This is a genomic window from Chitinibacter tainanensis DSM 15459 (assembly GCF_000429785.1).
GTDB lineage: Bacteria > Pseudomonadota > Gammaproteobacteria > Burkholderiales > Chitinibacteraceae > Chitinibacter > Chitinibacter tainanensis.
In genome coordinates, this window is the sequence record NZ_AUCN01000009.1 from 162,183 (window position 1) to 186,846 (window position 24,664).

The following is a 24,664-nucleotide window of genomic DNA, read 5'->3' on the forward strand; positions in this document are numbered from 1 at the left end:
GGATATTTCGATAGCTTTAGAGCAAAATGACAGCATTATGCCTGAGACAAGTAAGGAATACCCATGTTTGCCAGCTACTTGCCCCCGCTGATTGGCTATTTCAGCTACCTCGCTAGCGGCGTCGCGATGCTGATTGTGTTTGCGATGCTGTACATCAAAATCACGCCCTACGACGAATTGAAGCTGATCCGTGAAGGCAATGTGGCCGCGGCCTTATCGCTGGCCGGCGCGCTGATCGGTTTTTCGCTGGCGCTGGCCTCAAGCGCCTGGCACTTAAACCGCCTGGAATTCTTTTTAATCTGGGGCGCGCTGGCTGGGGTAGTGCAGATTGGTGTGTATGCCTTTCTGGTGAAATGCATCAAGGGTATGCCCGCGCAGATCGCTGCCAATAACGTGGCGGTGGGGATACTAGCCGGGTGTATCTCGGTGGCCGTCGGGGTGATTAATGCGGGGTGTTTGTCTTAATTTACGTGTTGGAGAATCAAAATGGTTTTTCTGTCGTCGGTATTTGAAACGCGTCAAAAGATCGATGGTTTCCATCTGGGGCATCTAGAAGTCAAAGCCGGGCAAATCTGCAAAGTAGATGGCTTTGTGTTTGGCTCAATTACGATACGAGCTGGCGCTAAAATTAAAGTCGATGGTTTTGTATTCGGTAATGTCATTAATTTTGGCGGGGAATTCACCATCAACGGGTTTTTATTTGGGCGCCAAATTAACTCCGAACCAGGCGATGACCTGCGAGTGATCAATCCTACTTCGGCCTTATCCAAACCCCAAGCGACGGCCAGTTTAAGTCGACGTATTACGCGCAAATAATCTCCCACCGCGGTTAGTGAGTAAATGATGGGTACGCGAGAGAAAGCTCAGTTGCGATTCGATTTACTGGAAGAAGCGATCGAATGGGGCTTAGAGTTCGGCCTCGATGCTATTTTGGACATTTTAAGCGGTTTATTTTAAGTCTTTTTCTGCCTGGCAGATGGAGTGCATCATGAGTCTCGGTTCGTTTATTAAAAAGCAATTTATCGACATTCTGCAGTGGAATGAGGACAGCGATGGCGTGTTGGCGTATCGCTATCCGATGGCCGATTTCGAGATTCAGTATGGTGCCAGCCTGACGGTGCGCGAATCGCAAGCGGCAGTGTTTATTAATGAAGGCCAGATTGCCGATGTGTTTGGCGCGGGCATGTATAAGCTCACCACGCAAACGCTGCCGGTGCTCACTTACCTGAAAAACTGGGACAAGCTGTTTGAGTCGCCATTTAAATCGGATGTGTATTTCTTTAGCACCCGCCTGCAGCTCGGTCGCAAATGGGGCACGCCGCAGCCGATTACGATTCGCGACGCCGATTTTGGCATGGTGCGCATGCGCGCGTTTGGCGTGTATTCGTACAAATTGGTCGATCCGAAACTGTTCTTTAGCGAAATCAGCGGCACGCGTGAGGTTTACACGCGGGATGATCTCGAGCTGCAATTGCGCAACCTTGTCGTCGCGACGATGACCTCGGCGCTCGGTGGCGCGGGCGTGCCTTTCCTCGATATGGCCGGTAATCAAGGCTTGATGAGCCAGAAAATCAGCGAAGCACTAACGCCGGTGTTTGCCAAATACGGCCTTGAGCTCGATAACTTCGCGGTAGAAAACATCAGCCTGCCCGAAGAGCTGCAAAAAGCCATCGATACGCGCATCACGATGGGCATGATCGGCAATATGCAAACCTATACCCAATACCAAGCCGCCAACGCCATTCCGCTCGCAGCGCAAAACGAAGGTGGCTTGGCCGGTATCGGTGCTGGCATGGCCGCCGGTGTAGGCGTCGGCCAAGTGATGGCCGGCGCAATGACCAATGCTCTGGGGCTAGGCGGCGCAGCAGCGCCAGCGGGCGCGGGGGTGGTGATTGGTACTGATGGGGGTATGGGCGTAGGGGTAATGGCTGGAGGAGTTCAGCCGCCAGTACCTGCCCAGGGTAATGCTGCGCCTGCCGCAGATCCAAACAGCCCGCAAGCCAAACTCGGCCAGCTCAAAGGCTTGCTCGATCAGGGCTTGATTAGCCAAGCCGATTACGACAGCGCGAAAGCGGAAGTGTTGAAAAAGCTGATTGGTTAATTCTGGAGCAATGCGATGAATACACTGGTGATGATTTTGGGTGTGGTCGGCGCAGTCTGCATGATGTGGGCGTACTGGGCGTTTGATGAATACCACAAGGACATAGAATGAGCGTACAGGGAGCCTGCGCCTGCGGTCAGGTGCAATATGAAGTCGACGAGTTTTTTACCCCGGTAATTCATTGCAATTGCGATACTTGCCGCCGCGTACTTGGTACGCCATTTAATAGCGTCGCGGGCGCGAAGCGCGCGCATTTTCGGGTGCTGGCGGGGCAAGATAAGCTTAAATTCTTTGAATCATCACCGGGTAAATCGCGCTATTTCTGCGGCGAATGCGGTACGCATTTGTATGGCGAAAAAGCCGGGCAAGAAAACCTGATTGTGCGCGTCGGTACCTTGCAAGACGATCCGGGCATTCGCGGCGGTATGCATATCTGGACTTCACACCGTAAGGCTTGGCTGGGGTATGAGGGCTTGGCTGAGTATGACGAGTGGCAGCCGGGGCGATAACAGAATGAAGGATGATTGTTGATGTTCCGTACCGCTTGCCCCTCGTGCGGCGCTGAGGTGCTTTTTCGCTCCACCATTTCGGCTTTGGCGGTCTGCGAGTATTGTCAAAGCCGGGTGCTGCGCAATGCTGACGAGGTGAAAGACCTCGGCAAGATTGGCCAGGTGCTCGAAGACTATTCGCCGCTGCAAATTGGCGCTAGTGGCGTCTTTGCCGGGCGTGCGTTTACGGTGCTGGGGCGGATTCAGCTGCGCTATGCTGCGGGCCTGTGGAATGAGTGGTTTATTGGTTTTGCCGATGGCAAATTTGGCTGGCTGGCCGATGCCAGCGGCCAGTATATGGTGACTTTGCCGTTAGGGCTGGCCAGCAATGCGCCAGCCTGGACAGCGCTGCAGCCCGAGGGGCGCTACGAGCACGGCGGGCGAGCATTTGTGGTGACCGACAAGCGGGTGGCCAATTGCGTCGGCGGGCAGGGCGAATTGCCCTTTGTGGTGGGCAATGGCTATCAGGCGCAGGTGGTGGATTGTCGCAGTGGCGAGCGCTTTCTGACGCTGGATTATTCCGATGTATCCGCAACGCAAACCCAGCCGCAACTCTATGTGGGTGAGGCGGTGCAGCTTGCGGCGCTGCAAATGCAATTACTGCGCAGTGATGAAGATATTCAGCGCAGCGCCGGGCGCATCAAGGGCGCGGCGCATGTGCTCGACTGCCCCAATTGCGGCAGCCCTTTGCCGTATCGGGCCGGGGTGGCGACGCAACTGGTCTGCGCGGCGTGTGGTTCGGAAGTGGATTGCTCGGGCGATCGGGCGCTGGTGCTGACCAAGCATACGGAAGCCGAGCGCTATCATGCCACGCTGGATTGCGGCGATGGCGCGATGATCGAAGGCGTGAAATGGACCGTCATCGGCCTGATCGAAATGGCCGAAACCGACGATGCGGATAGCCACTGGACCGAATACCTGCTGTACAACTGGCAGCAAGGTTTTCGCTGGCTGGTGGAAGCGCAAGATGGCTGGAGCTGGGTGACAGTGCTTAATCGTCTGCCGGAGAGCTGGAGCGCGCAGCATGTGGTGCTCGATGGCCAGCGCTATCCACAGCGTTTTCCCGCTTATGGCGCCAAAGTGTTGTATGCCGCCGGGGCGTTTAACTGGCGGGTGAGCGTCGGCGATCGGGTGCATTTGCAGGAATATCGGCAGGGCGAATTCACGCTCAGTAAAGAAGTCAACGCCGAAGAAGTAGTGTGGTCGCAAGCCAAGGTGGTGAGTAATCAGCAAATCGCGCAGTGGTTTGGCAAACAAGACATTAAAAGCCTGCGCCCAGCGGGCGACGATGGCGAGGTGAGCCGTAGCCTGGCATGGCGCTATACGCTGATTTTGCTGGCCATCAATCTGCCGCTGGCGCTGTTTGCCGATGAGCTGATCGAGCAGCTGTTCTGGACGGGGATCGCCGCCTATGCGCTGCATTGGCCGCTGAATCAAGGCAATGGGGATGATGAATGAAAGCCGGTTTGTATAAGCTCTACTGTATTGCCATCATCACCATCTGCACCTTGTTTAATCTCTCGTCTTGCAGCGAATCATCGTCGTCGTCATCCGGGGGCAGCCGCGGCTGGAGTAGTGGCTCGTCTTCAGGCGGCTGGAGCTCGGGTGGGGGACATAAATGAAGCGTGATGCGCAGGCGCTGGCCAGCGTGGCCCCGCCAAATCTGGCGGTGGGCCGGCATTTAATTGCCGACTTGAGCGGTTGCCCGGCCAACTACCTGGCCGATCCAGATCTAATCGCCGCCGCCATGCTGGCCGCCGCCCGCGCCGGGCAAGCACAGGTGTTGCAGCAGCATTTTCATCATTTCGGCCCCGCGCAGGGGGTGACTGGCATGCTGCTGCTGATGGAATCGCACATCAGCATCCATACCTGGCCCGAGCATGGCTATGCGGCGGTGGATTTATTCATGTGCGGCGCCGCCAATGCCGCGGCCGCGCTAGCGGTGTTGCAAGTGCAGCTGCAGGCCAGTACGGTACGCGAGCAGGTGATTATGCGCGGTTGCTAGTGTAGGGGTATGGCGCTGGAAGCTAATGCCAGTCTAAATTTTAAGGGGATACCTATTTGGGTATCCCTTTTTTATTGTGCTTGCCGCATCGCTGCCAGCCGTGGCGGCAAGCCTTGCCGCTGCCGCCGAGCGGTTTTGCCCATTGCGCCCGCAGATCGGCCCCGGGGCGTGCTAAAAGTGCCATTAAATCAGGCGCTCAGCGCGGGAAGCTGTATGCGTTTGGCGTTGGCATATTTTGTGCTTGCATTAGGCTGTTCTTATGGAGCTCCTCGGCATGCTGTCAAAAATCGACAATCATTTCCGCAATCAGGAAACCGCGCTCAAGCTGCGTTCGTACCGCCAGGAAGTGCTGGCCTCCAATATTGCCAATGCAGATACGCCCAACTACAAGGCGCGCGATTTTGACTTTAAAGCAGCCTACGAGGCGGCGCGCCAGCAGCAGGCCCCAGCGCAGCTGGCCACCAGCAATGCCCGGCATCTGCAGCCAAGCCAAACCATCGATCTCTTTACGCCGGGGCTGCAGTACCGTAATGAGCGGCAACCCTCGATCGATGGCAATACCGTCGATATGGATACCGAGATGAAAGAATTTACCGACAATGCGATCCGCTATCAGGCCTCTGTCACCTTCCTGCAGCGGCGCATTGAATCGATGAAAACGGCACTGACCGGCCAGTAATCAAGTAAAGGGCGCACAACAGCATGTCGATGTTTCGAGTATTTGATGTGGCGGCTTCGGGGATGCGGGCGCAATCGGCGCGCCTGAATGCCGTGGCTAGTAATCTGGCCAATGCGGAATCGATTACCAGCTCCAACGGCCAACCCTATCGTGCCAAGCAGGTGGTGTTTCAGGCTCAGCCTTTAACGGCGAGTAATAAGCAATCCGTTGGGGTGCAGGTGGCGGGGGTGATCGAAGATCAATCGCCGCCCAAAATGGTGTTTGACCCAAAAAGCCCGTTTGCCGATGCCAATGGCTATGTGGCAATGCCGAATGTGAATGTGGTGGATGAGATGACCAATATGATCTCGGCCTCACGTTCTTACCAAATCAATATTGATGTGATGAATACCGCCAAAACCCTGCTGATGCGTACGCTATCGCTGGGTCAGGTGTAATTGAGGAGTTAAATCATGGCTACCACCCCAGTTTCTGGTTCTTCGTTTGATTACAGCTCGCTCAATACGCGCAAAACCACGACCAAAACGGAAATGGAAGAGCAGCAAGATCGCTTTATGAAATTGCTGGTCAAGCAGCTGCAAACCCAAGATCCGATGAATCCAATGGATAACGCGCAAACCACCAGCCAGATCGCCCAGATTAATACGGTGAGCGGGATCGAAAAACTCAACCAAACCATGTCACAAATGGCTGGCATGTATGCCGGCACGCAGGTGATGCAGGCGGCAAATCTGATCGGCAAAGAAATCCTCTCGCCCGGCAACGGTTTCCGCTTTGATGGCTCAACGGCTGCAGATCTGCGCGTTACCGTGCCAGATGGGGCGAGTAATGGCTTTGTGACGATTCGCGACGAAAAAGGCGTGGAAGTGACCAAATTGCCGGTCAATACCACGACATCCGGTCTGGTGCAGGTGAATTGGGATGGGAAAAAACCGGATGGCAGCATGGCCGCGGCCGGTAATTACACGATTACCGCCTCGGCCGTGAAAGATGGCAAGGATATTGCTTTACTACCGACAACCTGGCAAATCGCCAAGTCAGTCGAGTTTGGTAGCGATGGCGTGAGTGTCTATCTCACCAACGGTAATAAAACAGGATTCGGCACCATCGTGCAGATCCGCGATGCGAAAGCCTAAGTAAGGAGCGAATCATGGGTTTCCAGCAAGGTTTAAGTGGCCTGAATGCAGCGGCCAAAAATCTGGACGTGATCGGCAATAACGTTGCCAACGTGAATACCGTTGGCTTTAAAGGCTCGCGCGCTGAATTTGCCGATATCTACGCCAGCACCTTTGGTACGGCCGCCAATATTGCCGGGATTGGTGCCAAAGTGACCACGATTGCCCAGCAGTTTTCGCAGGGTAATACCACCACCACCAATAGCCCGCTGGATATTGCGATTACCGGGAATGGTTTTTTCCGCATGCAGGATCAAACCGGCAGTATCAGCTATGCACGTAATGGCCAGTTTCAGCTGGATAAAGAAGGTTTCATCGTGAATAACGGCCAGTTTTTAACTGGCTGGCCAGTGGATGCTGGTACCGGTATTTTCCTGGAAGGCTCTACACCACAGCCGATTCAGCTGCAGTTTTCCAATATCGGCGCGCGTGCCACCGGTGCCTCAGGCGTGACCGGCGCAGGTTTGACCATGGGGCTGAACCTGAATGCGGCGGATAAAGTGATTCCGGCCAGCATTACGTTCTCATCGACCGACCCAACCACTTACAACTACTCGACCTCCGCGACAGTCTATGACTCGCTGGGTGTGGCGCATACGCAGACCTATTACTTCCGCAAGCAAGACCCGGCGGCGGGTGGCGCGACCAATACCTGGGATGTGCGCTACACCTTGGATGGCAAGGTGGTGAATTCTGATGCCTCAATCGGGGTGCAATCAGCGGCCACGATTGCTGCTGCCACGACCGCTGCCTCGATTGGTGGTGCGACAGCCGCATCGGTGAATACCGCAATCGCGGCCGCAGCTGCCACCGAAGGTACCGCAGCTGCGGCGGCAGTGGCCACCGCAGCAGCTACCGCTGCGGCAGCGCCCGGCGCAACTGCTGCAACGGTACTGGCCGCCGCACAAACGGCATCGGCCACAGCGGCCGCTGCGGCGGGCCTGAAAACCACGCTGACTTTTGATACCAATGGTAAGCCTACCGGCTTGCCTACCGGCGGGAGCACCTTCTCGGTGAGTGCCGCCGCGCTGAATAATGGCTCGTCTGGGCTGAATTTCCAGATGTACTTTGATAAATCGACCCAGTTTGGTAGCCCGTATAACGTGAATACCCTCACGCAAGATGGCTATACCGACGGGATTTTGACCGGTATTTCGGTGAGTAAAGAAGGGGTCGTGCAAGGGCGCTATTCCAATGGCCAAAGCCGCAATGTGGCCAAGATTGTGCTCTCAACCTTCACCAATCCACAGGGCTTGCAGCCACTGGGTGATAACCGCTGGGCCGAGTCGTTTAACTCTGGGCAGCCGCTGACCAATGCCCCAGGGCGTGGCAATACCGGTTTGCTGCAAGCCGCCGCCTTGGAAGACTCTAACGTCGATCTAACCAGCGAGCTGGTAAACCTGATTACCGCCCAGCGTAACTATCAGGCCAATGCGCAGACCGTCAAAGCGCAAGACACCATTATGCAAACCATTGTGAACCTGCGATAAGTCTTAATTCATGGATAGACTGATTTACGTGGCGATGACTGGCGCCCGCAATAGTGAAGTGCGCCAGACCACCATCGCCAATAATCTGGCCAATACCTCAACGCCAGGTTTCCGGGCCGAGCTGGCCGCCGCCCGGGCCATTCCGGTCTTGGGTGGCCCTGGCCTTTCAACCCGCGCGTTTACGGTGCAACAAACCCCCGGCGCAGACATGACTGCCGGCAGCTTCCAGCAAACCGGCCGAGATCTGGATATCGCCATTCGGGAAAAAGGCTGGCTCACCGTGCAAACCGCAACCGGCGAAGCCTATACCCGCAATGGCAGCTTGATGGTGGATGCTAGTGGTTTGCTGAAAAACACCGCCGGTGAAATTGTGCAGGGCGAAAATGGCCCGCTTACGGTGCCGGAAAATAGCCGGGTGGTGTTTGCGCTGGATGGTACGGTGAGTGCGATTGATATCACCAACCCCGGGCAGGTGGTGGAAGTAGGCCGGCTGAAGCTGGTGAATCCGCCGGAAAACCAGCTCGAAAAAGGCATGGATGGCCTCTTTCGCCTCCGCGATGGGCAAGTGGCCCAGGCCGATCCGGCCGTGACCGTGGCTTCCGGGGTGATTGAAGGTAGTAATGTTAATGCGGTGGAACAGCTGGTGAATATGATCTCTACCCAGCGCCACTTTGATTTGCAGATCAAATTGCTGCAAACCGCTGATCAAAATGCCCGCTCAGCCAGCTCGCTGCTGAATCTGAACGGCTAATCGATAGTTAAAGCTTTAAGAAGGAAGCCCGCATCATGATGCGCTCGCTGTGGACCGCCAAAACCGGCATGGATGCCATGACATTCAATATTGATGTCGTGTCGCACAATCTGGCCAACGTGAACACCAATGGTTATAAGCGCGAACGCGCGGTGTTTGAAGACCTGATGTACCAAACCTTGCGCCAGGCCGGCGGGGCGTCGAGCCAGCAAACCAGCCTGCCGACCGGCGTGTATGTCGGTACCGGTGCGCAGGTGGTGGCCACGGTGCGCAATCACTCGGTGGGCAATCTGCAGCGTACCGAGGGAGCGCTGGATCTGGCGATCAATGGTGATGGTTTCTTTCAGATCGCTTTGCCCGATGGCACCACTGGTTATACCCGTGATGGCGCGTTTCAGGTGAATAGCCAGGGCACTATCGTAACCTCCAGTGGCTACGAGTTGTCGCCCGCGATTCAGGTGCCGCAAGGCACTACCAAGGTGACCGTCGCCGCCGACGGTACCGTGTCGGCCATTGTGAATAATAATGCGGCAGCACCAGTGCAAATCGGTAATATCCAGACCGCAACGTTTATTAATCCGCCCGGTTTAGAGTCGATGGGGGGTAACCTGTATCGTGAAACGGTGGCCAGTGGGGCGCCAACCGTGGGCCAGCCGGGCACCAATGGCTTGGGCGCGATCAATCAGGGATACACCGAAACCTCGAACGTGAATGCCACGGAAGAGCTGATTAATATGATTCAGGCGCAGCGCGCATTTGAAATGAATTCGCGCTCTGTGACCACCACCGACCAAATGCTGGCCAAACTGGCTCAACTGTAAATGATGATTCGCTTCCGTTTCTTGCGCATGCTGGGCGCACTTGGGCTGGCTGTATTGCTTAATGCCTGCGTTGCGCCACAAAGTGTGATTACTCAGCCCACCTCGGCCCGCGCGCAGCCAGCGGTGGTGACGGCGGCGAATAATGGTGCAATTTTCCAGCCCGGCACGGCCCGCTTGCTATTCGAAGAGCCGAATGCGCGCCGGGTCGGCGATATTTTGGTGGTGACGATTGAAGAAACCCTGTCGGCCGCTAACAAAGCCAATAGCAGCACCAACCGCAATGGCTCGTTCACGCTAGAGGGCTCCGCCGATGTGCCGTATCTGCCTTCAGCGATCACCAAGCTGTTTAATGCCACGGCTGACCTCAGCAGTACCAATACCTTTGCCGGCAAAGGTGAAACCAATAGCACCAATACCTTCAAAGGCTCGATCGCAGTGACCGTGACCGATGTCTTGCCCAATGGCAATCTGGCGGTCGGTGGCGATAAGCAGATTGTGGTGAATGGCTATAACAATGTGCTGCGCTTTACCGGGGTGGTGAATCCCAACGACGTGAAAGCTGGCAATACGGTGTCCTCGACTCGGGTGGCGGATGCCCGCATCGAGCAAGTGGGGCAGGGCGCAATTAATGACGCCAATACCGTGGGCTGGATGCAGCGCTTCTTTCTGTCGGTGTGGCCATTCTAATGGAGGGGTATATGCGTAAGGTTATTATTGCAATTGCGCTTTGTGTGTATACCCTGCCAGTGTATGCCGATAAATTAAAAGATCTGGCTAGTTTTTCAGGCGTGCGCAATAACCAGCTGGTGGGCTATGGGCTGGTGGTGGGTTTAGATGGTAGCGGCGATCAGACCACGCAAACCCCCTTCACCGTGCAATCGGTCATGAATATGCTCACCAATATGGGAGTGCAGGTGCCCACCGGGGGCAATATGCAGCTCAAAAACGTGGCTACGGTAACGGTAACGGCAACCTTGCCACCGTTTGCGCGCCCGGGGCAGCCCTTGGATATTGTGGTGTCTTCGATCGGTAATGCCAAAAGCCTGCGCGGCGGCACTTTGCTGATGGCGCCACTGAAAGGGGCCGATGGGCAAATTTATGCCATGGCACAGGGTAATCTGGTGGTGGCCGGCGCTGGTGCGGCGGCCGGTGGCTCTAGTACGCAAGTGAATCAACTGGCTACCGGGCGGATTCCGGCCGGGGCCACGGTGGAGCGCGCGGTACCGACTTTGCTGGGTAATGGTGAATTTATCCAGCTCGAATTGCTGAAAAGCGATTTTTCTACCGCCAATCGCGTGGTCAACGCCATCAATGGCCAGGTGGGGCCGGTGGCGGCGGCGCTGGATGGACGAGTGATTCAGGTGCGCGCACCGCAAGATCCAAACCAGCGCGTGGCCTTTCTGGCTCGGTTGGAAAATCTGAATGTCACCCCGGCCGAAGCGTCGCCCAAGGTGATTATCAATGCCCGCACCGGCTCGGTGGTGATGAATCAGGCCGTCACGGTCGATCCGTGTGCGATTGCCCACGGCAATTTGACGGTGACGATTCTGGCCGATAACAAAGTGGAGCAGCCCAATCCGCTGACCAATGCCAAGCCGGTGAAGGTCCAGAATGCTGAGATTGATATCGAAGTAGGCAAAGGCCCGGTGGTGCGCTTGCCCAAGGCCACGAATCTGAATCAGGTGGTGCGCGCGCTGAATGCGGTCGGCGCCACGCCGCAAGATTTACTGGCGATTTTGCAGGCAATGAAAATTGCCGGGGCACTGAATGCCGAGCTGGAAGTGATCTAAGTTGTGATTGGTTGTCTTGAGGGTATAGCGTTGTAGCCTCTGATTAAATTAGTTTTTAGACCTATACCCCTCTAGCTTGATTGTTTGGCGCGCCTCTTGTGGCGCGCTTTTTATTTTCGGCACGCTCTTTGCTTGGTAATGGGCCTGTTTGCAGGAGTTTGCCATGCGCGCCGTCGCCCCTTTTGATTCAGCCGGTATGAGTGCCGATCCACGTAGTCTGGATCGTTTGCGCGCAGGTGCGGCTGCGCAAAGCCCGGCTGCGACCAAGGCCGTAGCGCAGCAATTTGAAGCTTTATTGCTGCAGCAAATGCTCACCGCCATGCGCAAATCAGTGCCGCAAAATGAGCTGGAACAAGGCGTTGCCGGCGATACCTTCCGCGCGATGCGCGATCAGCAATGGGCCACAACCTGGGCGCAAAATGGCGGTATCGGCTTTGCCAATACCATCGTTAAACAGCTGGAAATCCAGCGCAACCCGGCGCTGTTGAAAGAGGTGGCCACTTCGCCGCTGGCGGGGCAGCTCTTGCCACAGTTGCGCAAGCCTGCGGTGCAGCTGGCCGGGGGGATTAGTGCACGGGCGGCAAAACCTGCCGCCGAGGTCGCGCCCCTTGCCGCTACGCCCGCTGTGAGTGGCAAGGTTGATGCCCAAGCCGGCGGCGCGGCATCAACCTTTCTGGACAAGCTGGGCGAGGCGGCCAAAACCACGGCGCAGGCGCTGGGCCTTTCGCCTCATCTATTGCTCGCGCATGCGGCGCTGGAAACCGGCTGGGGGCGCAAAAATATTAAAACTGCCGACGGCGGCGATTCGCATAATCTGTTCGGGATAAAAGCCGGTGCGGGCTGGCAGGGCAAAACGGTGGATGTATTGACCACCGAATACGTGGATGGGATTGCGCAAAAGCGCATCGAGAAATTCCGCGCTTACGACTCTTATGGCGATGCGCTGGCTGATTACGCCGGGTTATTGAAGCGTCGCTACGGCGATGCCTTGGCGCAGGGCAATAGCGCCTTGGGCTTTGCTCAGGCCCTCGCCAATGGTGGCTATGCCACCGATCCGCAGTATGTACAAAAACTGACCCGCGTTGCAGACCGGGTCGCCGCTCATCTGGGTATGGCGCGCTCAAGTTAAGCCGCCAGCCACCGATAGAGACTGCAAGGGGTTAGATCATGGCATCATCTGTTTTCAATATTGGCGTGTCGGGGCTTAATGCCGCCAATCTGGGGATTACCACCACCGGCCATAATATTTCGAATGTGAATACCGACGGGTTTTCCCGTCAGGTATTGCGCCAGAGTGCGCCGTATCCGCTGCTATCGGGCAGCGGTTTTAATGGCCTGGGCGTACAGGTGGATACCATCGCCCGGATGTATGATCGCTTTCTGACCAAAGCAGTGGAAGTGGCGCAGACTCAATCGAGCTATCAGCAAACCCGGCTCGCGCATCTGACCGAAATTAACAATATTGTGGCCGACCCCAATGCCGGGGTGTCGCCGGCGCTGCAAGACTTTTTCAGCTCGGTGCAAAACGTCACCACCAATCCGGCCAGCCCGCCTGCGCGGCAAGCCATGCTGACCAGCGCGCAAACCCTAGTTAACCGCTTTCAGGTGTTCAACCAGCGTTTGCAAGAACAGCGCAATGCGCTGAATGGCGAAATCAGCAATGCAGTGAATTCGATTAATAGCTATACCCAGCAAATCGCCGAGCTTAATAACAAAATCGTGGTGGCCCAATCGTCAGGCCAGCCGCCTAATGATCTCTTGGATCAGCGGGATTTACTGGTTAAAGATCTAAATAAACTGGTGAAAGCCAATACCATGACCATGGATGATGGCAGCATCAACGTGTTTGTGGGTAATGGCCAAGGGCTGGTGGTGGGCGGCAGTGTGAGCAAGCTGGTGGCCGATAGCAACCCGGCCGACCCAAGCCGCATTACCGTTGGTTATATGCAGGATAATCAAACCATCTTTATGCCGGAATCACAGCTGGCGGGTGGGCAACTAGGCGCCTTGCTGGATTACCGTAATCAGGCGCTGGACTTGGCGCAAAATAGCCTGGAGCGCACAGCGCTGGGCATGGTGGAATCATTTAACCAGCAACACAAAGCCGGGCAAGATTTGAACGGCAATTTGGGGCGCAATTTGTTTGATATTCCACGCAGTAATTTCGTGGAATTTAGCGTTGGCGGCACCAATATCCGGGCGACTTCACCCAATGGTACTAATGAAAGCAGTGATTTTTCGATTACGGCCAGCGGCACTGGTTATGTCATCAAACGTTTGTCGGATGGCGCTACCAGCGGGGTGGTGAATTTGGGTAGTACCGATCCGGTTACAGGATTAACGCTATCCGCCGCGTCGGCCAGCTTAAGCTTACCGGCCCAAGGCAGCTTTGCTTTCCCACCGGCGATTGGCACGATTAATAGCAACAGCAAAAACACCGGTACGGCGCAACTGACAGGCTATATCAGCGATATTAGTCAGCTCACGGCCAGTAATTATGAGCTGAGCTTTGATGGCAGCAATTATTCGCTGTACCGGATGAGCGATGGCACACGCACATCGTACACTGCCGCTCAAATGGCGCAGGGTATTCAGCAGGATGGGATGAGCTTTCAAATCGCTTCGGGCACGATGAACCCAAACGACCGCTTTGTGCTCAAACCGCTAGAAGGGGTGATTAGCTCTTTGTCTGTGCGCATTACTGACCCTAAACAGGTGGCCGTGGCGGCGCCCATGCTGGCGACCGTGGCGAAAGCCAATACCGGCAGCCTGAAAGTGGTAGATCATGTGGTGAATACGCCGAGCGTGAGCAGCACCGATGCGGCACTTAACCCGGCGATTCGCAATCCGGTGAATATCAACTTCACTTCGCCGACTAGTTTTACCTATACCGATACCGTGACTGGGGTTACCTCGGCGGCGCAAACTTATACGCCGGGGATGAGTCTGAATGTGAACGGCTGGACGATGAAGCTAGATGGCACGCCAGCGACCGGTGATGTGATTAATGTGACGTCGAATATTGGCGGCTCGGCCGATAATCGCAATGGCCTGGCGCTGGGCAAGCTGCAGACCACCCGGATTCTGGAAGGCGGTACCGCCACGTATCAGGAATCTTATGGCCGGATGGTGAGCAAAATTGGTACCCAGACCAATGAAGCCACCATCATGAGCAAGGCTCAAGATAAATTATTAAGTAATGCGGAAGATAGCCGTGATTCGGTGTCGGCCGTGAGCTTGGATGAAGAGGCGGCCAACCTGTTGCGTTATCAGCAGGCCTATCAGGCTGCCAGTAAAGTTATCCAGATTGCGCAAACGGCCTTTCAGGAAATCCTGAATATTGGTCGTTAAGGAGTTTGATCATGCGGATCGCAACCACCACCCTCTTTAATATCGGCAGCGTCAATCTACAGCGCCATATTGCCGATCAGGCCAAGCTGCAAAATCAGCTCTCGACTGGGCGCAAGATTTTAACGCCAGCCGATGATCCGATTGCTTCGGCGCGCATTTTGGATATTACGCAGGCCAAATCGATTCAGGAGCAGTACAGCACCAACAGTACGGCCGCGGATTCGTTTATGCGCCTGTCGGATAGCACGCTGGATCAAGTAATGAATCTGATTCAGAACGTGCAAGAACTTGCCGTAAGTGCCGGTAATCCGGCGCTGGGCCCTGCAGAAAAGAAAATGAAAGATGCCGAGCTGCAAGGGCGTTATCAGGAGCTGCTGGGGCTGGTGAATACCACCGACGGGCAGGGGAATTATCTGTTTTCTGGCTACAAAGGCGATGTGCGCCCCTTTACCGAAACGACCTTTGGGCAAGTGGTGTACAACGGCGATGATGGCCAGCGCTTGGTGCAGATCTCAGATGGGCGGCAGATTCCGATTTCTGAATCCGGTGCTGATGCGTTTCAGCGGATCAAAAACGGTAACGGTACTTTTGTGACCGCCTATACTGCAACCAATACGGGCACCGGGATTGTGAGCCCCGGCGAGGTTTTGAATAGCACCGCGTGGGCGAATGCGCCGGCGCCCCGGGATTTTAAGGTGGCTTTTCAGGTCTTGCCTGATCCGCTAGACCCCAATAAAACCGTTACGACTTATGATCTGATCAATAGCACCACCAATACCTCTTTGATTGATGGGGCGACGATCCCGCGGGCGGCAGGTACGGCATTCCCGCGTACTTATACCGAAGGCGGCGATATTATTTTTGCCAAGCAAACCGGTGAAACGGCTGCTGCTTGGGATTTTGGGGTGAAGTTGAGTGTGAAAGGTGCGCCGGCAGCGGGCGACCAATTTACCGTTAAGCCAAGTAGCAATGTTGATTTATTTGCGACCTTGGGGGCGCTTTCGAGTGCACTCAATAACCCTGGCTCAGGGTCAACTGGTGGGGCGGCGTTTCAAAATCAACTCAATACGGCTTTATCTGATTTATCCAATGCGCTGGGTAATGTGCTAACTGTGCGCTCTTATTTAGGCGCGCGGATGAAAGAAACCGAGTCGGTCAACGATACGACCGAAGATCTGAAACTGCAGCATGCTAAAACCTTGTCGGGCCTGCAGGATTTGGATTACGCCGCGGCGATCAGTGAGTTTGCACAAAACCAGATGGTGCTGGATGCCGCGCGTAAATCTTTTGCCCAAGTGCAGGAGTTGAGCCTGTTTAAATACATATAATGGCCACATTCACCGTCAGCTCACGGCCCGCGATGCGGGCCGTTGTTTTTCGAGGATGTAATGAGTAAAGGTAAAACCCAGTATGTATGCCGCAGCTGCGGAGGGCTTTCGCCCAAATGGCAAGGCCAGTGCCCGCAATGTGGGGAATGGAATTCGCTCGAAGAGCAGGTCAGCGCCCCAGCGACAACCCAAGGGCGGTTTCAAAGCCTAGCCGCGGATGGGCAGATTAAGGATTTATCTGCGGTGGAGGCCGAAGAGCTGCCTCGCACGCCAACCCAACTCAGTGAATTGGATCGTGTCTTGGGCGGCGGTTTGGTGCCCGGTGGCGTGGTGTTGATTGGCGGTGATCCCGGTATCGGTAAATCAACCTTATTGCTGCAGGCCTTATCCCGCTTAGCTCAAGAGCACGCTGTGCTGTATGTCAGCGGTGAAGAATCGGCCCAGCAAATTGCTTTGCGGGCCCGGCGCCTTGAGGTGCCGGCAGCAGGGGTGCGCCTCTATCCGGAAATTAGCCTTGAGAAAATCCTGCTGGCTTTGGAGCGGGAAGCGCCCAAAGTGGCGGTCATTGATTCGATTCAGACGATCTATACCGAGGCGCTGACCAGTGCGCCGGGCAGCGTGGCGCAAGTGCGCGAATGTTCGGCGCAGTTAACCCGCTTTGCAAAGCGGCACGGTACTTCAATTTTGCTCGTTGGGCATGTGACGAAAGAAGGCGCGCTAGCCGGTCCACGCGTACTGGAGCATATTGTCGATGCGGTACTGTACTTTGAAGGCGATACCCACTCTAGTTTTCGCCTAATTCGGGCGATCAAAAATCGCTTTGGTGCGGTGAATGAATTAGGGGTGTTTGCCATGACCGATAAGGGCTTGCGCGAGGTCGCAAACCCGTCGGCATTGTTTTTAAGCCAGCATGAAGTGCCGGTGGCGGGTAGTTGCGTAATGGTTACGCAGGAAGGCTCGCGGCAGATGCTGGTCGAAGTGCAGGCGCTCGTCGATGATGCCCATGCCGCCCAGGTGAAACGCCTGGCGGTCGGGGTGGAGCAAAACCGGCTAGCGCTTTTGCTGGCCGTCTTGCACCGCCACGCCGGGATTGCCGCCTTTGATCAGGATGTCTTTATTAATGCAGTGGGTGGTGTTCGAATTAGCGAGCCAGCGGCTGATTTGGCGATGCTGATCGCGATTGTGTCCTCACTTAAAAATCGCCCATTGCCACCAAAACTAGTGGTGTTTGGTGAAGTCGGGCTCGCAGGTGAGGTGCGCCCTGTGCAGCGCGGGCAAGAGCGTTTACGTGAGGCCGCGAAACTGGGGTTCAATCTGGCGATTATTCCGAAGGCCAATCGGCCACGACAGCCGATTGAGGGTTTGCAGGTGATTGCAGTCGACCGCTTGGAGCAGGCGGTAGAGGCAGCGTTTTAATCGCAACCGCTGCGCAGAAATTTGGCGTACTAGCTTGAAATCGCCTGCGATGCCCTAAGCTCTATAGAAAGGCTTTTGCTAGCCCGGTTTTTTGTTTAGCATTCGGTCTATCGACCCCACCTTCTGGAGAATACAATGAGCGATAAAATCACCTATGTCACTGATGCGAGTTTTGACGCAGAAGTTCTGCAAGCCAGTGGCCCGGTGTTGGTAGATTACTGGGCAGAATGGTGTGGTCCTTGCAAAATGATCGCCCCAATTCTGGACGAAGTTGCCGAAGAGTATGCTGGCCGTGTGAAAGTGGCCAAACTCAACATCGATGAAAACCAAGCGACGCCACCGAAATTTGGTATTCGCGGTATCCCAACTCTGATGCTGTTTGTGGATGGCGAAGTTAAATCGACTAAAGTTGGCGCACTCTCTAAATCGCAACTGACAGCCTTCCTCGATAGCAATATTTGACATTGCGCTGGATTTTGAATTAGTCTGCTTCTAAATTGACTGCAGTGGTGATTAATCGCCACTGCAGCACTTCTCTGCTGCATCCTTCGTCCTTCCCCCCTTTTTCTACTGTACCAATCAAAAAATACTATGCATTTGTCCGACCTAAAACATCTGCACGTCTCTGAACTCGTTGATATGGCGATTCAATCAGAGATCGATGGCGCTAGCCGCATGCGCAAACAAGACGTGATCTTTGCGTTGCTGAAAAACCGGGCCAAAAAAGGGGAGAGCATTTTCGGCGAAGGGACGCTGGAAGTTCTGCCTGATGGCTTTGGTTTCTTGCGTAGCCCAGATACCTCATATTTAGCGGGGCCAGATGATATTTACATCAGCCCAAGCCAAATTCGCCGCTTTAATCTGCATACCGGTGACACCATCGAAGGTGAAATTCGTATCCCTAAAGAGGGCGAGCGTTATTTTGCGCTGGTAAAGGTTGATAAAGTCAACGGCGAGGCCCCAGAAGCGGCCAAGCATAAAATCCTGTTTGAAAACCTGACCCCGCTGTTCCCAACTGAGCGGCTCAATCTTGAGCGTGATATCAAAGCGGAAGAAAACATCACCGGTCGGGTGATTGACCTGATGTCGCCAATTGGTAAAGGGCAGCGCGCGTTGCTGGTAGCCCCGCCTAAATCGGGTAAAACCGTGATGTTGCAACATATCGCGCATGCGATTACGGCTAATCACCCTGAAGTGACGCTGATCGTTTTGCTGATTGATGAGCGCCCAGAGGAAGTGACCGAGATGCAACGTTCGGTCCGCGGTGAGGTGGTGAGCTCTACGTTTGACGAGCCAGCTACACGCCACGTGCAAGTAGCCGAGATGGTGATCGAAAAGGCTAAACGTCTGGTTGAGCACAAAAAAGATGTGGTGATCCTGCTGGATTCGATTACCCGTCTGGCGCGTGCCTACAACACTGTCATTCCTGCTTCAGGCAAAGTTTTGACCGGTGGTGTGGATGCCAACGCCCTGCAGCGGCCTAAACGTTTCTTCGGCGCCGCGCGCAATATCGAAGAGGGTGGTAGTTTGACCATTATCGCCACCGCGCTGGTGGATACCGGCAGCCGGATGGATGATGTCATCTACGAGGAATTCAAAGGTACGGGTAATAATGAAATCCAGCTGGATCGCCGCATGGCTGAGAAGCGGATTTTCCCGGCCATTAACATCAATAAATCCGGCACTCGCCGCGAAGAGCTGCTGATCGAGCAAGATAAACTGCAGAAAATCTGGGTTCTGCGCAAGCTGCTCTACCCAATGGATGATCTGGAAGCGATGGAATTCTTGATGGATAAGCTCAAAGCCACGAAGAGCAATCTGGATTTCTTCGACTCAATGCGCCGATAGGCTTGCAGCACAACGCCAATTCGACGATAATGCCCGTTTTGTAGCGCCGGCAAAACCCCGGCGCCCGTTACCCTAGGAAAAACCATGAAACCAGAAATTCATCCAGAATACAAAGAAGTCATCTTCTACGACGCAAGCGCGGACTTCAAATTCCTGACCCGCAGCACTATGCACGTGAAAAGCGCCGAGACTATGACTTGGACCGACGGCAAAGAATATCCAGTATATCGTCTGGACGTATCTTCTGAATCTCACCCGTTCTACACTGGTAAACAGAAAATCGTTGATACTGCTGGTCGTATCGAGAAATTCAACTCTAAATTCGCGCGTTTCTCTCGCTAATTTATCGAGTTCCGCAAAAAAGGCAGCGTGCTACGCTGCCTTTTTTGTTTTCTGCATGTCACAATCAAGTAAACACCTTTCTATTCTGCCATGCTGACTTATACGCCTCCCGAGTCGCGGCCGCTGGTGCCGCAGAAAGAACAAGACAAACCCTGGCTACTGATCCTGCTGTGCCTGTTTTGGCTACTGCCAGGGCTGTTTGGCCATGATCCGTGGAAACCACAAGAGAATGAGCACGCGGCAGTCATTGCCGGCCTCTTGCGCCATAATCCTTGGGTGGTTCCGCTGCTGGCGGATCAACCATATTTTGATAGCGCACCCTTGTATTTCTGGTGTGCTGCGATTGTGGCCAATGCACTAAGCTGGTTTGGAGTTGCTTTGCATGATGCCGCTCGGTTTAGCACCGGCTTATGGATGGCTTTGGCCTGCTGGGGGGCAGGGCTAGCGGGGCGGGAAGCGTTTGGTCATCGCTTTGGACGTTTAACTGTGGTGCTGCTGCTTGGCAGTCTGGGCTTGCTGACCTGGGGACATCATATTTCGCCAGCGGTCTTGCCGCTCACGGCCTTTGCCTGGGGGATTTACGCATTACTACTGGCGCAGCGTCGCCCCGTTAGTGCTGGGTTGGTGTTGGGAGTGAGTTTGCTCACGCTCTTGTTGGGGGCCACCTGGGCGGATGCCTTATTGCTGCTGTTGGTGGCACTTGGTTTATTGGTCTGGCCGGCTTGGCGGCAGGCTGGCTTTGCGGTCACCCTGGTCACGGCGCTGATTGTTTCCTTGCCGCTGGCGGCTTTGTGGGGCTATGCGCTACATGAGCACAGCAGTGAGTTGTTCCAGCACTGGTGGCGCAATTATGCCTGGGGGCCGTATGGTGGTGCCGGGCAGGTGGTCTGGCTGCACCAGCCGGGGTTTTTGCTCTCGATCCTAGTTTGGTTTGCCTTTCCGGTACTGCCGCTCGCGGCATGGTCGCTGTGGCTGCATCGACGGGAATTACAGCAGGGCCCGTGGCCGCTATTGTGCTGGTTGGCGCTGGGTATCACCTTGTATATTGCCCTAGCAGGCCATCCCGCCGAGTTTACAGTGTTGCCACTGTTGCTGCCCTTGAGTTTGCTCGCAGCTGCGGGTGTGGATGACTTACGCCGTGGCGCGGCCTCGGCGCTCAATTCTTTTGCCATTTTAACCTTAGGCTTGGCAGCTGTGGCCATTTGGGTCATCTGGGGGATTTTGCTCAGTGGTGGTCAAGGCCCGGTGGCGGTCTGGCTCGCCCGCTATACCTCGGCTGCGATGCAGATTGAATGGGTTGGCTTTGTGTTGGCACTGGTGGCGAGCCTATTGTGGGGCAAGGTGCTCTTACGCCCTCGGGCGCTGGGCCGTAAAGCGATTACTAACTGGACTTGCGGCGTGATTTTGGTGTTCTCGGTGCTTGTTGGTTTATTCCAGGGCTGGATAGATAGTGGTAAATCTTATCGGCCGGTGGTGCAACGGATTGAATTGCTCACAGCCCGTGTGCAGCCACCCTGCATTGATGCCAGTAATTTGCATTCCCCGGTGGTGGGGGCGCTAAGCTATTTCTCGACCAAACCCGTGATTACCCAGCCGGGTAATGCTTGCATTGTGGCGGTGCGCTTGGCTTCTACGCCAATACCCCTGCCGTGGAGTGAGCTGGGCGAAGTAGCGCGCTTGGGTGAAAGTAAAGAGCGCTTCGTGGTGTACTTAAAGTAAGGGGCCACAGCAATAAAAAAACGGTGCAATGAGCACCGTTTTTTTATTGCATCCGTTCTTGATTGATAGTGGGCGCAATTATTGGTCTTGATGCGCGGCGGTATCTTCTTTGATTTTTCGACGCACATACAAGTAAATATAAATCGCCATCACCAAAATAAAGCCAATGGTAAAGACGCTAAGCAGGCCAATATCCGATGAAAAGAGGGTGCTGAGTGGTGTGTTTTCCATGATGCATCTCCGGTGTTTATGCTTTTACTGTAGGCCGGAATGCCGAAGGAATTATTGATGCACATCAAGCGCAGGCGAGGTGGTTACAGCACCTCGCTGGTACGATTACGACCCTGATGTTTGGACTGGTACAGCGCATCATCGGCGCGCTTCATGATGGCATCCAGGTTAAGATCATTGGCGCGCATCAAGGTCAGCCCCAGGCTGCTGGTAAAACGCACCTCACGGCCATCTTCTAATGCAATCACTTGTGCGGCAATGGCGCAGCGTAATTGTTCGGCCAGTTGCCTTGCCGTATCCAGATCGGTCGCGGGCAGGAAGGCGATGAATTCTTCTCCACCAATGCGGCCGAGTAAATCGAGTTCGCGCAACTGGCTACGACAGATGCTGGCCATGGCTTGAATGGCCAAATCACCCACCTGATGGCCGTAATGGTCATTGATTTTCTTAAAGAAATCGATGTCTAGCATCAGCAGCGCCGCAGGTTGCTGCATGCGTTTGCAGCGCAGTAGTTCTTGGCTTGCACTTTCCATAAAGTAGGCGCGGTTGGCGAGGCCGCTTAAGCTATCGGTGGTGGCGCGTTTTTTTAGCTCTTCTTCAAGCCGTTTGCGCTGGGTTATATCGCTTAAACCCATCAGCAAGGTGCTGCCATCGTGCGCCTCGGTCACCGAAATTGAGACACTAGCCCAGAATGGGGTGCCTTCTTTATGCCGCAAGAGGCATTCTACATTATTCAGCGCACGACCATTCATGGCGCTATCGGAGTGATGGATAAAGTCGATGCGGTCGTAATAGAGCTCAAAAGCCCGTTTGGATAAGGCTGCGGCCTGCGGCAGGCCAAAAACCCGTGCCGCATGTTGATTGATATAGGTGATATAAAAGTCCGGCAAGCGCGCCAAGACCAAACCCACGGGCGTGGTTTCGATCATTTGCCGAAAGCGGGCCTCACTGGCTGAGAGCTTGTGTTCTTTTTGCCGTAAATGCCGGCCTAGTCGCTGCGAACGCCAAAAGAAATAGGCCGTTAGCAAGGACAATAACAACATCAGGGTACTGCCCAGCAAATAGAAAAATACCGTACTTTTCCATTGCTGCAGGAAATGGCGGCTGTCGATCCGCAGCAGCAGCACATAGGGCAGTTTGCCGAGCTGGTTCGCGCTCAATAAGCTGATGCCGGGCTCATTCGGTAGCTGGATTTGTAGGGTTTGGGCTTCTGCACGTTGAATACGGGCAATCAGGCCGCTAGCCAGGTTGGGCAGTTGGGCCTCTGCGGGGGCATGGGCCAGCGGGCGCAGGCGCGCATCAAGCAAATACAATTCCTGCTCGGGGCCATAACTGGTGTTGGCCAATAATTGCGCCACCGTGCTGGCCTCAATGCGTACTGCCAGCGTGGCCAAGGTTTGTTGCGCACTATTTTGCACGGCCTGGACCGCAATCAATGCGCTAGGGCTGGCGGGCAGCCAGCGTAGTTCCGGCTTGCTGCTGGCTAGCCCGGGGCCATAGTCGAGGCCCATTTCGGCGGGGCTCTGACCATCTGCCACCGCCAGCACATTGCCGCGTTCGTCCAGTAGCGCCAGATTGCTGGCGAACGGCAGTTGACGCAGCTGGCCGGCCAGTTGCTGCGCTACGACATCAATCGGCGTGCCGGCTTGTAGAGACGAAACGAGCGGATTGAGCCCTAGCTGTAGCTGTTGCTGCCATTGCGCCAGCTGCAGGCCGACCATTTTTTGGGCGTGCAGATTATGCTGTCGCGCGGCCAGAAATTGATTCTGATAGCTGGCGCTGATCTGGTAGGCCAGCAGCATAATCATGCCTAGCCCAACCAGAATGGCCAGCGTAATCAATAGGGTCATGCGGCGAGTTGCCCGCCAAGCAGTCCAAACCATGTGCTGATGTCGTTCCCGTAACACCCGTAGTGTAGCTGTTCAGCCCATTCCCGCTGACGAATCAGTCGCGGAAATTCTGGAATTGCAGCGGAAAATCGACTGACTTGCGCACCACGGCGATCGTTTCCTGCAACACATCCCGTTTGGCGCCGCTGACGCGTACTTCGTCGCCCTGAATGGCGGTTTGCACTTTCAGTTTGGAGTCTTTGATGTGCTTGATGATCTTGCTGGCCAGCTCACGATCGATGCCATCTTTGATCTTCAGTATCTGCTTCACTTTATTGCCCGAGACTTTCTGCACGTCTTCCTGTTCCAGCCGCTTACTGCTATCGGGTTCTTTCTTTTCCAGCGCCGGAAACAGAATGTCTTTGATCTGGTCGAGCTGGAATTCCGAATCGCCGTGGATGGTGATCAGTTTGTCTTTTTCATTGAGCTCGACTTTGGCGCTGGTGCCTTTAAAGTCGTAGCGGTTCACAATGGTGCGCTCTGCAATATCAATGGCATTTTTCAGCGCCACCATATCGGTTTCGGAAGTAATGTCAAACGAAGGCATGCACGCTCTCCACAAAAAAAGGAAAAAGGCAGCGAATCAGCTCGCTGCCTCAGGAAATGAACGCTGCGCAGGTTTAGCCGAAATGGCAAACGTAGTGCAGGGTTTCTACGGTTTCGATTTCAAAGCTGGAATTGCCAGGTACGTTAAATGATACCCCTGCGCCGTATTCGGTTGCAGTGCTTTCACCGGCAAGCTTTACGCGGCATACCCCGGCAACCACTTCCATGATCTCAGGTGCGCCAGTGTTAAACACCAGTGTCGATGGCAAAATCACGCCCACGGTTTTTTTGCTGCCATCGGCAAATACCACGGTGTGGCTGACGCATTTGCCATCAAAATACACATTGCCCTGTTTCAGGACCGATACATTGTCAAACTGGCTCATTGCTTACCCTTATTTCTGTAAAACTTCAGTGAGAATGGTTTTGGCAATAAACCCGACCATGCCCAAACCGAGCGCAAAAAACAGCACCATAGTGCCATATTTGCCGGCTTTGGATTCCTTGGCCAGGTTGTAAATGATAAAACCCATGTAGGCCATCAGGCCGGTACACAGAATCGTGGTCGAGAGCGTGGTAAACGTCTCTTCGTCCATATTGATGAGTGCTTCCAGCATGCCTTAATACCTGCAAA

At 54.8% G+C, this 24,664-nt stretch carries 28 protein-coding genes; 23 read left to right on the forward strand and 5 right to left on the reverse strand.

Annotation, left to right across the window (positions count from 1 at the left end; translation table 11 throughout):
- The first annotated feature begins 63 nt into the window (after positions 1-63).
- From G482_RS0101885 to G482_RS16955, 23 genes are all read left to right on the forward strand, one after another.
- A complete protein-coding gene (locus G482_RS0101885; RefSeq protein WP_034618613.1) occupies positions 64-465 on the forward strand; it encodes a DUF350 domain-containing protein in 402 nt (133 codons plus the stop codon).
- Between the two features lie 21 nt (positions 466-486).
- A complete protein-coding gene (locus G482_RS0101890) occupies positions 487-816 on the forward strand; it encodes a hypothetical protein (RefSeq protein WP_028448597.1) in 330 nt (109 codons plus the stop codon).
- Positions 817-988: 172 nt separating this feature from the next.
- Complete coding sequence (locus G482_RS0101900) at positions 989-2,101, forward strand: SPFH domain-containing protein (RefSeq protein WP_028448598.1); 1,113 nt, start codon at positions 989-991, stop codon at positions 2,099-2,101.
- A gap of 107 nt (positions 2,102-2,208) precedes the next feature.
- Positions 2,209-2,610 carry a GFA family protein gene (locus tag G482_RS0101910; RefSeq protein WP_028448599.1) on the forward strand — a complete coding sequence of 134 codons (402 nt, stop codon included), beginning with the start codon at positions 2,209-2,211 and terminating at the stop codon, positions 2,608-2,610.
- A 21-nt stretch (positions 2,611-2,631) separates the two neighbouring features.
- Positions 2,632-4,107 (forward strand): DUF4178 domain-containing protein, encoded by a 1,476-nt coding sequence (locus G482_RS16945; protein WP_051258652.1) that lies wholly within the window; start codon positions 2,632-2,634, stop codon positions 4,105-4,107.
- Positions 4,104-4,271: a hypothetical protein gene (locus tag G482_RS20415; protein WP_169721044.1), complete on the forward strand. Its 168-nt coding sequence runs from the start codon at positions 4,104-4,106 to the stop codon at positions 4,269-4,271. Before G482_RS16945 ends, G482_RS20415 begins: the two co-directional genes overlap by 4 nt.
- A complete protein-coding gene (gene speD / locus G482_RS0101920; protein WP_051258653.1) occupies positions 4,268-4,654 on the forward strand; it encodes an adenosylmethionine decarboxylase in 387 nt (128 codons plus the stop codon). The genes G482_RS20415 and speD overlap by 4 nt, the downstream gene beginning before the upstream one ends.
- A 274-nt stretch (positions 4,655-4,928) precedes the next feature.
- A complete protein-coding gene (gene flgB, locus G482_RS0101925; RefSeq protein WP_028448601.1) occupies positions 4,929-5,333 on the forward strand; it encodes a flagellar basal body rod protein FlgB in 405 nt (134 codons plus the stop codon).
- Between the two features lie 23 nt (positions 5,334-5,356).
- A complete protein-coding gene (gene flgC / locus G482_RS0101930; protein WP_028448602.1) occupies positions 5,357-5,770 on the forward strand; it encodes a flagellar basal body rod protein FlgC in 414 nt (137 codons plus the stop codon).
- A gap of 15 nt (positions 5,771-5,785) precedes the next feature.
- On the forward strand, positions 5,786-6,469 hold the full coding sequence (locus G482_RS16950; protein WP_051258654.1) for a flagellar hook assembly protein FlgD: 684 nt from the start codon (positions 5,786-5,788) through the stop codon (positions 6,467-6,469).
- A gap of 14 nt (positions 6,470-6,483) precedes the next feature.
- Positions 6,484-7,998: a flagellar hook protein FlgE gene (locus tag G482_RS0101940; protein ID WP_028448603.1), complete on the forward strand. Its 1,515-nt coding sequence runs from the start codon at positions 6,484-6,486 to the stop codon at positions 7,996-7,998.
- A gap of 10 nt (positions 7,999-8,008) precedes the next feature.
- Complete coding sequence (gene flgF, locus G482_RS0101945; RefSeq protein ID WP_028448604.1) at positions 8,009-8,749, forward strand: flagellar basal-body rod protein FlgF; 741 nt, start codon at positions 8,009-8,011, stop codon at positions 8,747-8,749.
- A gap of 35 nt (positions 8,750-8,784) precedes the next feature.
- Positions 8,785-9,570 (forward strand): flagellar basal-body rod protein FlgG, encoded by a 786-nt coding sequence (flgG, locus tag G482_RS0101950; RefSeq protein ID WP_028448605.1) that lies wholly within the window; start codon positions 8,785-8,787, stop codon positions 9,568-9,570.
- On the forward strand, positions 9,571-10,257 hold the full coding sequence (locus G482_RS0101955; protein ID WP_231550523.1) for a flagellar basal body L-ring protein FlgH: 687 nt from the start codon (positions 9,571-9,573) through the stop codon (positions 10,255-10,257).
- Positions 10,258-10,268: 11 nt separating this feature from the next.
- On the forward strand, positions 10,269-11,360 hold the full coding sequence (locus G482_RS0101960; RefSeq protein WP_028448607.1) for a flagellar basal body P-ring protein FlgI: 1,092 nt from the start codon (positions 10,269-10,271) through the stop codon (positions 11,358-11,360).
- Positions 11,361-11,523: 163 nt separating this feature from the next.
- On the forward strand, positions 11,524-12,489 hold the full coding sequence (flgJ, locus tag G482_RS0101965; protein ID WP_028448608.1) for a flagellar assembly peptidoglycan hydrolase FlgJ: 966 nt from the start codon (positions 11,524-11,526) through the stop codon (positions 12,487-12,489).
- Between the two features lie 38 nt (positions 12,490-12,527).
- Entirely contained in the window at positions 12,528-14,711 is a 2,184-nt protein-coding gene (flgK, locus tag G482_RS0101970) for a flagellar hook-associated protein FlgK (protein WP_028448609.1), read from the forward strand.
- Between the two features lie 11 nt (positions 14,712-14,722).
- Positions 14,723-16,039 (forward strand): flagellar hook-associated protein FlgL, encoded by a 1,317-nt coding sequence (flgL, locus tag G482_RS0101975; RefSeq protein WP_028448610.1) that lies wholly within the window; start codon positions 14,723-14,725, stop codon positions 16,037-16,039.
- 60 nt (positions 16,040-16,099) lie between these two features.
- Positions 16,100-17,455 (forward strand): DNA repair protein RadA, encoded by a 1,356-nt coding sequence (radA, locus tag G482_RS0101980; protein WP_028448611.1) that lies wholly within the window; start codon positions 16,100-16,102, stop codon positions 17,453-17,455.
- Between the two features lie 135 nt (positions 17,456-17,590).
- Positions 17,591-17,917, forward strand: coding sequence for a thioredoxin TrxA (gene trxA, locus G482_RS0101985; protein ID WP_028448612.1), 327 nt, complete (start codon positions 17,591-17,593; stop codon positions 17,915-17,917).
- Between the two features lie 129 nt (positions 17,918-18,046).
- The gene (rho, locus tag G482_RS0101990) at positions 18,047-19,303 is read left to right on the forward strand and encodes a transcription termination factor Rho (RefSeq protein ID WP_028448613.1); all 1,257 of its coding nucleotides are present in this window, start codon (positions 18,047-18,049) and stop codon (positions 19,301-19,303) included.
- Between the two features lie 84 nt (positions 19,304-19,387).
- Positions 19,388-19,645 carry a type B 50S ribosomal protein L31 gene (locus tag G482_RS0101995; RefSeq protein WP_028448614.1) on the forward strand — a complete coding sequence of 86 codons (258 nt, stop codon included), beginning with the start codon at positions 19,388-19,390 and terminating at the stop codon, positions 19,643-19,645.
- 90 nt (positions 19,646-19,735) lie between these two features.
- On the forward strand, positions 19,736-21,364 hold the full coding sequence (locus G482_RS16955) for a glycosyltransferase family protein (protein WP_051258655.1): 1,629 nt from the start codon (positions 19,736-19,738) through the stop codon (positions 21,362-21,364).
- A 78-nt stretch (positions 21,365-21,442) separates the two neighbouring features.
- On the opposite strand, the gene G482_RS19965 is transcribed toward G482_RS16955, so the two are convergent.
- From G482_RS19965 to G482_RS0102025, 5 genes are all read right to left on the reverse strand, one after another.
- A complete protein-coding gene (locus tag G482_RS19965) occupies positions 21,443-21,595 on the reverse strand; it encodes a DUF3149 domain-containing protein (RefSeq protein ID WP_081986607.1) in 153 nt (50 codons plus the stop codon).
- Positions 21,596-21,678: 83 nt separating this feature from the next.
- The gene (locus tag G482_RS0102010) at positions 21,679-23,445 is read right to left on the reverse strand and encodes a GGDEF domain-containing protein (protein WP_028448615.1); all 1,767 of its coding nucleotides are present in this window, start codon (positions 23,443-23,445) and stop codon (positions 21,679-21,681) included.
- A 94-nt stretch (positions 23,446-23,539) separates the two neighbouring features.
- A complete protein-coding gene (locus G482_RS0102015) occupies positions 23,540-24,031 on the reverse strand; it encodes a YajQ family cyclic di-GMP-binding protein (protein ID WP_028448616.1) in 492 nt (163 codons plus the stop codon).
- A 73-nt stretch (positions 24,032-24,104) separates the two neighbouring features.
- On the reverse strand, positions 24,105-24,416 hold the full coding sequence (ppnP, locus tag G482_RS0102020) for a pyrimidine/purine nucleoside phosphorylase (RefSeq protein WP_028448617.1): 312 nt from the start codon (positions 24,414-24,416) through the stop codon (positions 24,105-24,107).
- A 9-nt stretch (positions 24,417-24,425) separates the two neighbouring features.
- Positions 24,426-24,647, reverse strand: a complete 222-nt coding sequence (locus G482_RS0102025; protein ID WP_231550522.1) for a DUF2788 domain-containing protein — start codon at positions 24,645-24,647, stop codon at positions 24,426-24,428.
- Positions 24,648-24,664: the final 17 nt, after the last annotated feature.